This is a genomic window from Mesorhizobium sp. M0633 (assembly GCF_040320645.1).
In the GTDB taxonomy this organism is placed as follows: Bacteria; Pseudomonadota; Alphaproteobacteria; order Rhizobiales; family Rhizobiaceae; genus Mesorhizobium.
Genome location: NZ_JAMYQC010000013.1, coordinates 105,197 through 120,630 on the forward strand (window position 1 = coordinate 105,197; position 15,434 = coordinate 120,630).

The 15,434-nt window shown below is 62.0% G+C and carries 9 protein-coding genes; 7 read left to right on the forward strand and 2 right to left on the reverse strand.

Annotated elements, in window-relative coordinates; genetic code table 11:
• Positions 1 to 61: 61 nt before the first annotated feature.
• The 7 genes from NKI47_RS16170 (at position 62) to bglA (ending at position 12,923) form a co-directional block, all read left to right on the forward strand.
• Positions 62 to 2,530 carry a glycogen/starch/alpha-glucan phosphorylase gene (locus tag NKI47_RS16170; RefSeq protein WP_352591532.1) on the forward strand — a complete coding sequence of 823 codons (2,469 nt, stop codon included), beginning with the start codon at positions 62 to 64 and terminating at the stop codon, positions 2,528 to 2,530.
• A 146-nt stretch (positions 2,531 to 2,676) separates the two neighbouring features.
• On the forward strand, positions 2,677 to 4,890 hold the full coding sequence (gene glgB, locus NKI47_RS16175) for a 1,4-alpha-glucan branching protein GlgB (RefSeq protein ID WP_352591535.1): 2,214 nt from the start codon (positions 2,677 to 2,679) through the stop codon (positions 4,888 to 4,890).
• A 35-nt stretch (positions 4,891 to 4,925) separates the two neighbouring features.
• Positions 4,926 to 6,191: a glucose-1-phosphate adenylyltransferase gene (gene glgC, locus NKI47_RS16180; RefSeq protein WP_352490794.1), complete on the forward strand. Its 1,266-nt coding sequence runs from the start codon at positions 4,926 to 4,928 to the stop codon at positions 6,189 to 6,191.
• 3 nt (positions 6,192 to 6,194) lie between these two features.
• Entirely contained in the window at positions 6,195 to 7,640 is a 1,446-nt protein-coding gene (glgA, locus tag NKI47_RS16185; RefSeq protein ID WP_352591538.1) for a glycogen synthase GlgA, read from the forward strand.
• Between the two features lie 3 nt (positions 7,641 to 7,643).
• The gene (locus tag NKI47_RS16190; protein WP_352591541.1) at positions 7,644 to 9,272 is read left to right on the forward strand and encodes an alpha-D-glucose phosphate-specific phosphoglucomutase; all 1,629 of its coding nucleotides are present in this window, start codon (positions 7,644 to 7,646) and stop codon (positions 9,270 to 9,272) included.
• The gene (glgX, locus tag NKI47_RS16195; RefSeq protein ID WP_352591544.1) at positions 9,272 to 11,305 is read left to right on the forward strand and encodes a glycogen debranching protein GlgX; all 2,034 of its coding nucleotides are present in this window, start codon (positions 9,272 to 9,274) and stop codon (positions 11,303 to 11,305) included. Before NKI47_RS16190 ends, glgX begins: the two co-directional genes overlap by 1 nt.
• The gene (bglA, locus tag NKI47_RS16200; protein WP_352591547.1) at positions 11,298 to 12,923 is read left to right on the forward strand and encodes a beta-galactosidase BglA; all 1,626 of its coding nucleotides are present in this window, start codon (positions 11,298 to 11,300) and stop codon (positions 12,921 to 12,923) included. The genes glgX and bglA overlap by 8 nt, the downstream gene beginning before the upstream one ends.
• Before the next feature lie 16 nt (positions 12,924 to 12,939).
• On the opposite strand, the gene NKI47_RS16205 is transcribed toward bglA, so the two are convergent.
• Together NKI47_RS16205 and NKI47_RS16210 are read right to left on the reverse strand one after the other, a co-directional pair.
• The gene (locus NKI47_RS16205) at positions 12,940 to 14,724 is read right to left on the reverse strand and encodes a pilus assembly protein TadG-related protein (protein WP_352591550.1); all 1,785 of its coding nucleotides are present in this window, start codon (positions 14,722 to 14,724) and stop codon (positions 12,940 to 12,942) included.
• A gap of 1 nt (position 14,725) precedes the next feature.
• Positions 14,726 to 15,160 carry a TadE/TadG family type IV pilus assembly protein gene (locus NKI47_RS16210; RefSeq protein ID WP_352591659.1) on the reverse strand — a complete coding sequence of 145 codons (435 nt, stop codon included), beginning with the start codon at positions 15,158 to 15,160 and terminating at the stop codon, positions 14,726 to 14,728.
• Positions 15,161 to 15,434 lie beyond the last annotated feature (274 nt).

Here is a 15,434-nt window from a genome sequence, read left to right on the forward strand (position 1 = left end):
GCACTAGCATTGGCAGAGATGGTGAAAGCCGCATGATCCTGGCAACGTCACGAGAGGCAGCATGACGCGCGCGATGACAACCGAAGCTCCTCTGCCCACGCTCAAAAACCCGGATCCCAAGACGCTCGCCGAGGAAGTCTTGCAAGCCCTCAAATACAGGGTCGGCAAGGGCACCAACGTTGCAACCCAGTACGATTGGCTCACCGCCTCAATCAAGGTTGTACGCGACCGCATAGTCGATCACTGGATGCAGGCGACCCAAGAGGCCTACGCCCAGCAGGAAAAGCGCGTCTACTACCTGTCACTGGAATTCCTCATCGGCCGCCTGATGCGCGATGCCTTCTCCAATCTCGGCCTGATGGACAATATGCGCGAGGCGCTGTCGTCGCTTGGCGTCGACCTCGACATCATTGCTACGCTCGAACCGGACGCTGCCCTTGGCAATGGCGGTCTGGGCCGGCTCGCCGCCTGCTTCATGGAAAGCATGGCGACCGTCAATATCCCCGCGCATGGCTACGGCATCCGCTACGCCAACGGCATGTTTCGGCAGGAGATCCATGACGGCTGGCAGGTGGAGCTGCCCGAGACATGGCTCGATCACGGCAATCCCTGGGAGTTCGAGCGCCGCGAACGCTCCTTCGAGGTCGGCTTCGGCGGCTCGGTGGAATCGGTCACGTCGAACGACGGCCGGCTCGAGCGCCACGTCTGGAAGCCGACCGAACATGTTCTGGCAGTCGCCTATGATACGCCGGTTGTCGGCTGGCGGGCCAACCGCGTCAACACGCTGCGTCTGTGGTCCGGCATGCCGGTCGACCCGATCCTGCTCGACAAATTCAACGCCGGCGATCACATCGGCGCGCTCGCCGAAAGCAACAAGGCCGATGCGTTGTCGCGCGTCCTTTACCCGGCCGATTCCCACAAGGCCGGCCAGGAGCTGCGGCTCAGGCAGGAGTATTTCTTCTCCACCGCCTCGCTGCAGGACATCGTCCAGCGTCATCTCAGCCAGTATGGCGACCTGCAATCGCTGCCCGACAAAGCGGCGATCCATCTCAACGACACCCATCCGGCGATCGCCGTAGCCGAGCTGATGCGCCTGTTGATGGATGTCCACGGCATGGATTTCGACCAGGCCTGGAGCATCACCAAGCGCACCTTCGGCTACACCAACCACACGCTGCTTCCCGAAGCGCTGGAAAGCTGGCCGGTGCCGCTGTTCGAGCGGCTGTTGCCGCGCCACATGCAGATCGTTTACGCCATCAACGCCGAAGTGCTGCTCGAGGCGCGCGCCTCCGACCAGTTCTCGGACGAGCAGATCAGCCGCATCTCGCTGATCCAGGAAAATGGCGATCGCCGCGTGCGCATGGGCAATCTGGCCTTTGTCGGCTCGCACTCGATCAACGGCGTCTCTGCCCTGCACACGGAATTGATGAAGGAGACGGTGTTTGCCGACCTCCACAGGCTCTACCCGGATCGCATCAACAACAAGACCAACGGGATCACACCGCGGCGCTGGCTGATACAGTGCAATCCCGGCCTCACTGCACTCACCCGAGAGGCGATTGGCGACGGCTTCCTCGACGACATCGACGAGATAAAGCGGCTTGATCCTTTCGCTGAGGACGCCGCCTTCCGCGACAAGTTCGCCGCCGTCAAACGGGCGAACAAGGCGAGGCTTGCCAAGCTCGTTGCCGACCGGCTCGGCATCAAGGTCGACCCATCGGCGCTGTTCGACATCCAGGTCAAGCGCATCCACGAATACAAGCGCCAGCTCTTGAACATTCTCGAAGCGGTCGCGCTTTACGACCAGATCCGCTCGCATCCGGAGCGCGACTGGATGCCTCGCGTCAAATTCTTCGGCGGCAAGGCGGCGCCCAGCTATCACAACGCCAAGCTGATCATCAAACTTGCCAATGACGTCGCCCGGGTCATCAACCGCGACCCGGCGGTGCGCGGCTTGCTGAAAGTGGTGTTCGTGCCGAACTACAATGTCAGCCTTGCCGAGATCATGATGCCGGCCGCCGATCTTTCGGAGCAGATATCGACCGCCGGCATGGAAGCGTCCGGCACCGGCAACATGAAGTTCGCGCTGAACGGCGCGCTGACCATCGGCACGCTCGACGGCGCCAATGTCGAGATCAAGGAATGCGTGGGCGACGACAATATCTTCATCTTCGGCCTGACCACCGATGAGGTCGCCGAACGACGCAACAATGGTTACGATCCGCGCGCTGTGATCGAGGGATCGCCTGAATTGGCGCAGGCGCTGGCCGCGGTTTCATCCGGAGTCTTTTCACCTGACGATCCGGATCGTTATCGCGACCTGATCAACGGTCTTTACCAGAGCGACTGGTTCATGGTCGCCGCGGATTTCGATGCCTACGCCGCCACACAGCGCGACGTCGATGCCGTCTGGCGCAACAGCCCGGACTGGTACGCCAGAGCCATCCGCAATGTCGCGCGCGTCGGCTGGTTCTCGTCCGATCGAACGATCCGCCAATATGCGAAAGACATATGGCACGTGCCCGCCTGATATGATTGCATGAGGCCACGAACAATGTGGTCCTAGTGGAGTGGATTTGACCCTCGCATCCCTTGGAGGGTTAGGCGGCATGCGAATGTCGAATTCAAAACTCCACTAGAAACATACACTTGGTGCCCGGGGAGGGTCACTGCCTGATGAGCAAGCCGCGCGCGACCGTTGCGACAAGCGGGCCGGACGGACTGGCGCCAGCCGGCGATGTCGCGGCGATTGTCGCCGGCACGCACGGCGATCCGTTTGCCGTGCTTGGCGTGCATGAGGCGGGAAAGGGCTTTGTCGCCCGCTGCTTCGTCCCTCATGCCGAGTTCGTCACCGCCTATACGCTGACCGGCAAGAAGGCCGGCGAGCTGTCGAGACGCGACGACCGCGGTTTCTTCGAAGGCAAACTGTCGCTGCGCAAACGCCAGCCGCTGCGCTATCACGCCAGGAATTCCGGCGGTGACTGGTGGCTGACCGATCCATATTCCTTCGGTCCCGTGCTCGGCCCGATGGACGATTATTACATCGCCGAAGGGTCGCATCTCAGGCTGTTCGACAAGCTCGGCGCCCATCTCATCGACCATGAAGGTGCATCGGGTGTGCATTTTGCGGTGTGGGCGCCCAATGCAAGGCGCGTCTCGGTGGTCGGCGACTTCAACGAGTGGGACGGCCGCAGGCATACCATGCGCGTCCGCCGCGACACCGGCATCTGGGAGCTGTTCATTCCCGACATCGGCGCAGGCCGCCCATATAAGTATGAAATCATCGGGCCGGATGGCGTGAGATTGCCGCTCAAAGCCGATCCGTTCGCCTTCAAGTCCGAACTGCGCCCGGCCACCGCCTCGGTGACGGCACTGCCGCCGGCGCATGAATGGGGTGACGAGGCGCACCGGAACTACTGGCGCAATGCCGACCACAGGCGCGAGGCCGTATCGATCTACGAGGTCCATGCCGGGTCATGGCGGCTTCACGACGACGGCAGCTTCCTGTCGTGGGATGAGCTCGCCGACAGGCTGATCCCTTACGTGGTCGAGAGCGGTTTTACCCACATCGAATTCATGCCGATCTCCGAACACCCTTATGACCCGTCCTGGGGCTACCAGACGACGGGTCTTTATGCGCCGACTGCCCGCTTTGGCGATCCGGACGGTTTTGCCCGCTTCGTCGACGGCGCCCACCGTGCAGGCATCGGCGTCATCCTCGACTGGGTCCCGGCGCATTTCCCGGTTGACGAACACGGTCTGGCAAAGTTCGACGGTACCGCGCTCTACGAACATGCCGATCCGCGCAAGGGCTTCCATCCCGACTGGAACACCGCGATCTATAATTTTGGGCGCCGCGAAGTGATTTCGTTCCTGGTCAACAATGCGCTGTTCTGGGCCGAGAAATATCACGTCGACGGACTGCGCGTCGATGCGGTCGCCTCGATGCTTTATCTCGATTATTCTCGCAAGGCCGGTGAATGGATTCCCAACGAGAAGGGCGGGCGGGAGAACCTCGAAGCGGTCAGCTTCCTGCAGCGTATGAACAAGGAGGTCTACGGCCACCATCCAGGTGTGATGACCATCGCCGAGGAATCGACCTCGTGGCCGAAAGTCTCGCAGCCGGTGCATGAAGGCGGACTGGGCTTCGGTTTTAAATGGAACATGGGCTTCATGCATGACACTTTGGAGTATTTCTCCAAGGAGCCGATCTTCCGCAAGCATCACCACAACGACATCACCTTCGGTCTGGTCTACGCCTTCAGCGAGAATTTCGTGCTGCCGCTGTCCCATGACGAAGTGGTGCACGGCAAGGGCACGCTGCTCAACAAGATGGCCGGCGACGACTGGCAGAAATTCGCGACGCTGCGCGCCTATTACGCGTTCATGTGGGGTTATCCCGGCAAGAAGCTGTTGTTCATGGGCCAGGAGTTCGCACAGCGCCGCGAGTGGAGCGAGGGGCGGGCGCTCGACTGGAACCTGCTCGATTTCCGGCTCCACCGCGGCGTCTGGCAGACGGTGCGCGATCTCAACTATCTCTACCGCTCGCGCCCCGCGCTGCATGCCCGCGACTGCGAGCCGGAGGGCTTTTCCTGGCTGATCGTCGACGACAGCGCGAACTCAGTATTTGCCTGGCTGCGCAGCGCGCCGGGCGGCAACCCGATCGCGGTCATTTCCAACTTCACGCCGGTGCCGCGCGACAATTACCGCGTGCCGTTGCCGCACGCCGGAAAATGGCGCGAGATCATCAACACCGATGCCACGGATTATGGCGGTTCCGGCAAGGGCAATAGCGGCGGCGTCGAGGCTCAGGCGGAAGGAGGAGGCATTTCGGCGACGATGCTTTTGCCGCCGCTGTCGACGATCATGCTCGAATTCGTCCCGGACTGAGCTATGTCTGGAGCATCTAACCTGGGAGGATAGGAATGGCTGAAATAAAACGAACACAGCCGCTGGCACGCGACGCCATGGCTTATGTGCTGGCCGGCGGCCGTGGCAGCCGGCTCAAGGAACTGACCGACCGCCGCGCCAAGCCGGCGGTCTATTTTGGCGGCAAGACCCGCATCATCGATTTCGCGCTCTCCAATGCGCTCAATTCCGGTATCCGCCGCCTCGGCGTCGCCACCCAGTACAAGGCGCATTCGCTGATCCGCCATCTGCAGCGCGGCTGGAACTTCCTGCGGCCCGAGCGCAACGAGAGTTTCGACATCCTGCCTGCCAGCCAGCGTGTATCGGAAACGCAATGGTATGAGGGCACCGCCGACGCCGTTTACCAGAACATCGACATCATCGAGGCCTACGGGCCGGAATACATGGTCATCCTGGCCGGCGACCACATCTACAAGATGGACTACGAAATGATGCTGCGCCAGCATGTCGAGGCCGGCGCCGACGTCACCGTCGGCTGCCTCGAAGTGCCACGCATGGAAGCCACCGGCTTCGGCGTCATGCATGTCGATCCCAAGGACACCATTATCTCCTTCATCGAAAAGCCCGCCGATCCGCCGGGCATTCCCGACAAACCGGATTTCGCGCTCGCCTCGATGGGCATCTATGTGTTCAAGACCAAATTCCTGATGGAGCAATTGCGTCGCGATGCGGCGGAGCCCGGCTCGAGCCGCGACTTCGGCAAGGACATCATCCCCTACATCGTCGAGCACGGAAAGGCGATCGCCCATCGTTTTGCCAAATCCTGCGTGCGCTCGACCGCCGAGAACGAGGCCTATTGGCGCGACGTCGGCACGGTCGACGCCTATTGGGAGGCCAATATCGACCTGACCGACATCACGCCGGAACTCGACCTTTACGACCGCGATTGGCCGATCTGGACCTATGCCGAGTTGAAGCCGCCGGCAAAATTCGTGCATGACGAGGATGGCCGCCGCGGGTCGGCCGTGTCGTCTCTCGTGTCGGGCGATTGCATCGTTTCGGGCGCTTCGCTGAAGCGAAGCCTGATCTTCACCGGCGCCCGCATCAATTCCTATTCGACGCTGGAGGAGGTCGTCATGCTGCCGGACGTCCATGTCGGCCGCAACGCCAGGCTGAAGCGCGTGGTCATCGATCACGGCGTCAGGATCCCGGAGGGTCTGGTGGTCGGCGAGGATCCCGTCCTCGACGCCAAGCGTTTCCGCGTTTCGGAAAAAGGCATCTGCCTCGTCACGCAGGACATGATCAACAGGCTGGGATCGTAGTGCATGCAGGTTCTGTCGGTGGCGCCCGAGATCTTTCCGCTGGTCAAGACGGGCGGGCTCGCCGACGTGACCGGCGCCTTGCCCGTGGCATTGGCCGGCAAGGGCGTCATCATGCGCACGCTCGTCCCCGGCTATCCTCAGGTGATGGGCGCCTTCAGGAAAAAAAAGCCGGTTCAGCAATATCCGTTGCTGCAGGGCGGCAAGGCCTCGGTGCATGCCGTCCAGATCGCCGGGCTCGACCTGTTCGTGCTTGACGCGCCGCATCTTTTCGACCGTCCCGGCGGCCCATACGGCAACGCGACCGGCGCCGACTGGCCGGACAATTGGCGGCGGTTCGCGGCCTTGAGCCAGGTAGGCGGTGATATTGCCGGCGGCGCAATCTCGGGCTACCTGCCCGATATCGTCCATGCCCATGACTGGCAGTCGGCAATGACGCTCGCCTACATGCGCTACGGCAAGGCGGTCGGCACGCCGTCGATGATCACCGTGCACAACCTCGCCTTCCAGGGTCAGTTCGGCGCCGGCATCTTTGGCGAGCTTGGCCTGCCGGCGGCGGCGATGGCGCTCGACGGCGTCGAATATTACGGCGGCGTCGGCTTCCTCAAGGCCGGCCTGCAGGCGGCGTGGGCGATCACCACGGTCAGCCCGACCTATGCGCAGGAAATCCGCTTGCCCGAATTCGGCATGGGCCTCGACGGCCTGATCAACATGCGCTCCGTCGATCTCCATGGCATCGTCAACGGCATCGATACCGAGATATGGAACCCGGAAACCGACAAGCATCTGGTTTGCAACTACACCGCAAAGACGCTCAAGGCACGGATGCCCAACAAGGCCGCGGTCGAGGACCGCTTCAGCCTCGATCGCGATGACAGCCCGATCGTCTGCGTCATCAGCCGTTTGACCTGGCAAAAGGGCATGGACATATTGGCGGCGGCCGTCGACGGCATCGTTGCAAGAGGTGCGCGGCTGGCGATCCTCGGCTCCGGCGATGCCGGGCTCGAAGGCGCATTGCTTGCCGCCGCAGCCCGCCATCGCGGCCGCATCGGCGTCGTCGTCGGCTATGACGAGGGACTCTCCCACACCATGCAGGGCGGCAGCGACGCCATCATTATCCCATCGCGCTTCGAACCTTGCGGGCTGACACAGCTTTACGGCCTGCGCTATGGCTGCGTGCCGGTGGTCGCGCGCACCGGGGGCCTTGCCGACACGATCATCGATGCCAACGAAGCCGCCATCTCTGCCGGCGTTGCGACCGGTTTCCAGTTTGCGCCCGCCAATGCCGGCGCCTTGCTGCACGCCGTCCGCCGCCTTGTCGAGGCGCATGCCAATCCCGCAGTGTGGACGTCGATGCAGCGGCAAGGCATGAAGGCCGACGTTTCGTGGGACAAAAGCGCCGAAAAATATGTCCAACACTATCGCTTGCTGCTTTCGAAAAGGGCTGCCTGACTGATGATCCGCACCGTCGCCACCAAACCCTATCCCGACCAGAAGCCCGGCACCTCCGGGCTGCGTAAAAAGGTCCCCGTGTTCCAGCAGGAGCACTATGCCGAGAACTTCATCCAGTCGATCTTCGATGCGCTGGACGGGTTCGAGGGCAAAACCCTGGTGATCGGCGGCGACGGCCGCTTCTATAACCGCGAGGTCATCCAGAAGGCCATCGCCATGGCCGCGGCAAACGGCTTCGGCAAGGTGATGGTCGGGCAGGGCGGCATCTTGTCGACGCCGGCCGCTTCGCATGTCATCCGCAAATACAAGACCTTTGGCGGCATCATCCTGTCGGCCAGCCACAATCCGGGCGGCCCGCATGAGGATTTCGGCATCAAATACAATGCCGGCAATGGCGGCCCAGCGCCGGAAAAGCTGACCGACGCGATCTTCGAAAAAACCAAGGCGATTTCAAGCTTCAAGATCGCCGATATCGGGCAGGTCGACATCGACACGATCGGCACGGTCAAGACGGGGGACATGACCGTCGAAATCATCGATCCTGTCGCCGACTATGCCGAACTGATGGAAAGCCTGTTCGATTTCGACGCATTGCGGGCGCTGTTCAAGTCGGGCTTCCGCATGCGCTTCGACGCCATGCATGCGGTGACCGGCCCCTACGCCAAGGAGATCCTCGAAAACCGGCTCGGCGCGCCCAACGGCACCGCCCGCAATTTCATTCCGCTGCCGGATTTCGGCGGCCATCATCCCGATCCCAATCTGGTGCATGCAAAACACCTCTACGACGAGATGATGGGGCCGGATGCGCCAGACTTTGGCGCCGCCTCGGATGGCGACGGCGACCGCAACCTGATTATCGGCAAGGGAATTTTCATCACCCCGTCTGATTCGGTGGCGATGCTCGCCGCCAACGCCCATCTGGCGCCGGGCTACAAGGCTGGGCTGAAAGGCATCGCCCGCTCGATGCCGACCAGCGGTGCTGCCGACCGGGTCGCCGAAAAGCTCGGCATCGGCATCTACGAGACGCCGACCGGCTGGAAATTTTTCGGCAATCTGCTCGATGCCGGCATGGCAACGATCTGCGGCGAGGAGAGTGCGGGCACCGGCTCCAACCATGTCCGCGAAAAGGACGGCCTGTGGGCTGTGCTTTTATGGCTCAACATCCTTGCCGTGCGCGGCGAAAGCGCCAAGCAGATCGTCACCCAGCATTGGGCGGCCTATGGCCGTAACTATTATTCGCGCCACGACTACGAGGAGGTCGAGATTGATCGTGCCAACGCGCTTGTCGACGAGCTGCGCGCCAAGCTCGGCTCGCTGCCTGGCACCAGCGTGCGCGGCATGACGATCGCCAGCGCCGATGATTTCGCCTATCACGATCCGGTCGACGGCTCGGTCAGCAAGAACCAGGGCATCAGGGTGTTGTTCGAAGGCGGCTCACGCGTCGTCTTCCGCCTGTCCGGCACCGGCACCTCGGGCGCGACGCTGCGGCTTTATGTCGAGCGCTACGAGCCGGACAAGAACCGCCACGATCTCGACACCCAGGAGGCACTTGCCGATCTGATCGTGGCGGCCGACGACATTGCCGGGATTCGCCGCCATACCGGCCGCGCCAAACCGAGCGTCATCACCTGATGTCGTCGGGACTATCCGCCGGCTATCGTCCGCGATTTGGCGGGCTTGCCGGGGAGGGCGGCATCCGCTTCGCCGCATGGTCCTCGTTGGCTCGGCGCATCTGGGTTTCGATTTTCGACGAACACGGCAACCGCGAAATCGACCGGCTGGAACTCCAGTCGGAAGGCGAGGGCGTCCACGCACTTTTTGTTGCCGGTCTCGCCGCTGGCACCCGATACGGGTTCCGTGCCGATGGCGACTACGCGCCGGAACACGGTTTCTGGTTCGATCCCGACAAGCTGCTGGCCGATCCCTATGCCGTCGAGATCGACAGGCCCTATGCCTATGACGGCCGGCTAGCCGCGCGCCGGGGTGAGGGGGCCGACACGGCGCCGCTGATGCCGAAAGCCATTGCTGGCGCCTTGCCGGAACCCTTGCCTGCCTTGCCGCCTCTGTTTCGGTCCGGCGGCCTCATCTACGAAGTGCCGGTACGCGCGTTCACAAAGCTGCATAAGGACATTCCCGAGAAGCAACGCGGCACCATTGGAGCGCTCGCTCACCCCCTCGTTGTCGAGCATCTGCAAAAACTCGGCGTGGCAGCCATTGAGTTGATGCCGGTGACTGCATCGATCGACGAACGGCATTTACCGCCGCTCGGTCTGCGCAACGCCTGGGGTTATAATCCCGTGACCTTCATGGCGCTCGATCCGCGACTGGCGCCCGGCGGTCTGGCCGAGTTGCGCGGAACGGTCGCCGCGCTGCGCGAGGCCGGCATCGGCACCATTCTCGACCTGGTGTTCAACCACACCGGCGAAAGCGACCGGCTCGGCCCGACATTGTCGCTGCGCGGGCTCGACAATCGCGCCTATTACCGGCACGAGGCCGACGGCGCTCTGGTCAATGACACCGGAACCGGCAATACGCTCGCCTGCGAACATCCGGTCGTCCGGGAAATGGTCCTCGACACGCTTCGCCACTTTGTCCAGCGCGCCGGTGTCGACGGATTCCGCTTCGACCTGGCGCCGATCCTCGGCCGCGTCGACGGCGTTTTCGACGCCGATGCGCCGCTGCTGAACGCCATTCGCAAAGATCCTGTTCTTGGCGACCGGGTGCTGATCGCCGAGCCTTGGGATATCGGACCGGATGGCTATCAGCTCGGCAATTTTCCGCCACCCTTCCTCGAATGGAACGACAAATGCCGTGACGATATCCGCCGTTTCTGGCGCGGCGACGGCGGCATTATCGGTGCCTTGGCGACGCGGCTTGCCGGTTCGTCCGATGTCTTTGCCAAACCAGGCCAGACAACGAGCCGCAGCATCAACTTCATCGCCGCGCATGACGGCATGACGCTGGCCGATATCGTTGCCTATGAGCACAAGCACAATGAGGCCAATGGCGAACAGAACCGCGATGGCCACGACGACAACCTGTCCTGGAACAATGGCCTCGAGGGCGAGACCGGCGACCAGTCAATCGTTACGGCCCGTTTCGATGACCAGTGCGCGCTGCTGGCGACGCTCTTTGCCTCGCGCGGCACGATCATGCTGACGGCCGGCGACGAGTTCGGCCGCACGCAGCGCGGCAACAACAACGCCTACGCGCAGGACAATGACATCACCTGGCTCGACTGGGCCGGGCGCGACCGGGCGCTGGAGCTGTACACGGTTCTGCTCGCCAAGATGCGTCGTGCCGTGCCGGCGCTTTTGGACACAACATTCCTGACCGGAGAACCGCCTGCGGGCTCGGAAATCCCAGACGTAGCCTGGCTGACGGAAACCGGCATGCCGCTCGACGAGGCCGCCTGGCACGATGCCAGGCGGCACCGGCTGGTCATGGTTCTCGGGAGCGGTGAGAACAGTCGCCTTGCGGTGGTCATCAATGGCGACCGCCGGGCCTGCATGTTCACGCTGCCGGAACGGGCGGGTTTTCATTGGCGCCCTGCCATCGAAACGGATACTGGCGACATCTCACGGCCGGTGCCTGGGCGAACGGTCATGTTCATGATCGAACGCGGGGCCGCGCGGGTGGGCGCAGGGGAGAGCCACGATGGCTGACAATGCCGAATGGTGGCGCGGCTGCGTCATCTACCAGATCTACCCGCGCTCCTACCAGGACACGACAGGCGACGGCAGCGGCGATCTCAGCGGCGTCACCTCGAGGCTGGCCCATGTCGCATCGCTGGGTGTCGACGCGGTTTGGCTGTCGCCTTTCTTCAAGTCGCCAATGGCGGATATGGGTTACGACGTTTCGGATTACTGCGCCGTCGATCCGATGTTCGGCACATCAGAGGATTTCGACGCGCTGGTTGCCGAGGCACACCGGCTCGGCCTGAAGGTGATCATCGATCAGGTCTTGTCGCATTCGTCGGATCGGCACGAATGGTTCGTCGAAAGCCGCACGAGCCGCGACAACCCCAAGGCCGACTGGTACGTCTGGGCCGATGCGAATCCCAACGGCACCGCCCCCAACAACTGGCTGTCGCTTTTCGGCGGCCCGGCCTGGGAATGGGACGCAACGCGCAGGCAATATTACCTGCACAATTTCCTTGGCTCGCAGCCGGACCTGAATTTCCACAACCCGCAGGTGCAGGACGCCTTGCTGGAAACGGTGCGGTTCTGGCTCGAGCGTGGCGTCGACGGTTTCCGGCTGGATACGGTCAACTATTATGTCCACGACCGCTGGCTGCGCAGCAACCCGCCTTTGGCGGAAAGCGTCGCCGGCACCAATACGGCAACCAGCCCCTATCTCTATCAGGAGCATCTGTTCGACAAGAGCCAGCCGGAAAACCTTGCTTTCCTCAGGCGCTTCCGGGCCTTGCTTGACGAATATGAAGGCCGCGTCGCTGTCGGCGAGATTGGCGACGAAACGCGTTCCTTGCAGACACTCGCCGCCTATACCGGCGGTGGCGACAAGCTCCAAATGTCCTACACGTTCGACCTGCTCGGCCCGCAATTCTCGGCGTCGCATGTGCGTGGCTGTGTTGAGGCCTTCGAGAGTACGGTGTTCGACGGCTGGGTTTGCTGGGCGTTCTCCAACCACGATGTCGTGCGCCATGTCAGTCGATGGACAAGGCCGGGCGGCGATCCGGACAGGGTGGCGAAATTCTCGATCGTGCTGCTTTCCTGCCTGCGCGGATCGATCTGCCTCTACCAGGGCGAAGAACTCGGGCTGGAGGAGGCCGAACTGGCGTTCGAGGATTTGCGCGATCCCTTCGGCATCCGCTTCTGGCCGGCAATCAAGGGACGGGATGGGTGCCGAACGCCGATGGTCTGGGAGGCTGGCGCCGACAATGCCGGCTTTTCGACCGGCAAGCCGTGGCTTCCGGTCCCGGCAAGCCATCGCGCCCAGGCGGTCGACGTCCAGGACGGCGAGCAAACCTCCGTCCTGGCGAGCTACCGGGCGATGCTGGCCTTGCGCAAGCAGCATCCGGCGCTGGTTCGAGGCTCGATCCGGTTCCTCGATGCCGAAGGCGACGTCCTTGCTTTCATTCGCGAAGGCGGTGACGAAAAGCTGCTCTGTGTCTTCAATTTCGCCGACGAGCCGGCCGGCTGGCAATTGCCACCGGATCTGGAAGCGATAGAGCCGATAGACCTTGGCGGTGCTGCCGGCGTCTTGCAGGAAAGAACTCTGTCGCTGCCGCCGCTGGGCTGCTTCCTCGGCCGGATCGGCTGAGCTCTATTTCATTATCTCATTGAACGAGCACGGAGCGCCCGCAAGTCGCGCCGACAACCCGCACATCGGCCTCGCCGACATGCACGCCGACAGCTGCAAGCACGTTATAGACCAGTTCGTCGACCGGCGCCGTCACGCCGTTCAGAACCGTTACCACCGCCGGCTTAACCGTTCCGAGCAGGGCCGTCACGTCCAGCCCGAGGCCCAGTGCATTGACCGAGAGCGAGAGGCCGCTGACCAGCGATGTCGTGAGTGATTGCGTCAGGTTTTTTGTGGCGACAGTTTTTATCGTCTTGTTGGCGATATCGGTGCTGTCGAACGTCAATGCGGTCGGATCGTTGTTGGTGATGGCAAGTGATGACGAACCCTTCACATCGAGCAGATTGAGGGTGAGTAGCAGAAGCTTTACGCTTACCTGTGCAATCGTGGCATCGGAGAACGATTGCGGATTGCTGAAATCGGCGAAGGCCGATGGGTTGTTGTCGGCGTCGCTGGTGGCAAGGTGCAGCGAGGCCACGCCAGGCTGCGCGGCGATCGAGACCTTGATGCTATCCGGCCGGCCCGTCGGGCAGCTGATGTCGGTTAGCTTGGCTTCCGCATAGGCGACTTCGACATGCAGAGGCAGGTTGACGGACAGCAGACTGATGCCGCCGCCGAGATTGGAATTGCCGATGCCAACTGTGGTGACCAGCTTGATGCGCGTCTGCGCGGTGCGCACCACGGTGCCTTTTTCCCCGACGGCCAGCCAGGGTGAATATTGCATTGGCTCACCGATGGCGATGGCGAGCGTGGTGGCGGTAAGTCCCGGAATAGTGGCGCCGAGATCGACCTGGACCTGGTTTGAGCCATTGGCCAGCGAGGCGGCGGCACCCAGCATGCCCATCGCGCTTGCGTCGACGGAAAAGCCGGGAGACTTTTGTCCGAGGCCGAGCTTACCGATCGAGCCAAGATCGATAAGATGACTGAGGGGTATCTTGACTGTGTTGGTGGCCCTCGACGCGATCGTCTGCAGCACAAGTTTGCTGGCGCTGCCCGACCCGGACGCATTGGCCATGGCGGTCGCGATCTGGCCTACCGTCGCTTTTGACGCCAGCACGTCGGAATAGCTGACACCTGTCAGTTGCAACTGTACGGCAAGGGCATCGACGAACGAAAGCACGTTTACATCGGCCGAGATCAGCGCGTTGTAGTCCATGACGCTGAGCGAAATGTTGGCGCCCAGCAACTTGCTGAGAAGCGCGTTGAGGATGCCGCCATTGACGCTGAGGAGCCTGGACCCGACCGAGAACATCGCTTGCGGGGTCACACTGGCAATGGCTTCGGTGCCGACAACCGGAGTAGGGATGAGCGAACTGGCGAAATACCGGGCGGGGATTTTTTGCAGAGTGACGCGAACGGCGTTGTAAGGCGCTTTACCGGCTTCGAAGCGCTTGTCGACGCCAATGGAGGACGCCGCTGAGTATCGGCCGCCGGTCACCGACACGACGGTTTTGCCAACCGTGGGAACGATTGTCTGACCTGGCTTTTGAACAATGATGCCGGGCATTCGGTTGTCACTGAGCGTGGTTACCGCCGCGGCTTCCATATCTTTGATGTTCGACGCCGCGGTGATCGCCGCCAGGTCGGTCATCGCCTGGGCCTCCCTGCGCTCCGTGTAGATCGAACCTTCGTCGACAGCGAAGGCCGCCAGCCCCAGCGCGAATGGCGCTGTCAGCGCCGTCATGACGGCAAAGTTCGCCTTCTTGTCGCCAACCATCGAGCGAGCGATCCGCCCGATGCTCCTCAGCAAGAACTGCGACATTTCAAATGCCTCCAATCCTGATGGTAGATCTGCGCGAGATCGTGGTTTGCGGCATCGCAAGGCTTGGTAACAGGTTCCAGATCGGCAGGTTGCTGGCATCGTACTGGATTGACACGACAAACTGATTTCCGTCGGCCGTGCTGTCCGTCGCCTGGTAGGTCAGCTTGCCGGAATCGACGAACGGGTATCCAGTGGCATTGTTTTTGACGAAACTCGCCACCAGCGCCTGGCGCTCGGTTTGATTCAATCCGGCAATTGCGGTGCGGGCGGCATCGGCGGCGATTTGCTGCAAGGAGTTGCTTGCACCAAAATAGATACCATATGCAACCATTCCGAGCACGAGCAGGATAAAGATCGGCGAAAGCAGGGCAAATTCGACCGCGGAAGTTCCGGACTCATCTCCAATTTTGCGTAGATTCGCCCGTATTTGGCGCAATATTTTACGCTTTAATGCGACAGTGTTACTGTCTATCTTGTTCATTGCCCTTGCCCGTTGGAACTCAAGGTCGATGTGCCGATCCCATTGAAATTTGTAACCCTTGGTTGCTAAGAACCAATTAATACATTCCGGTAAACTGAAATGATCGGCCAGATTATTTCCCAGATCGGCGTTCTGGCCAGGAAACCCAGTCAAACTCATGGCTTTGACCATTGATTGGCCGCTCGCAAGGCGACTGTCCCGGCCCCTTACTTTGCGTGACCCCGAGAGT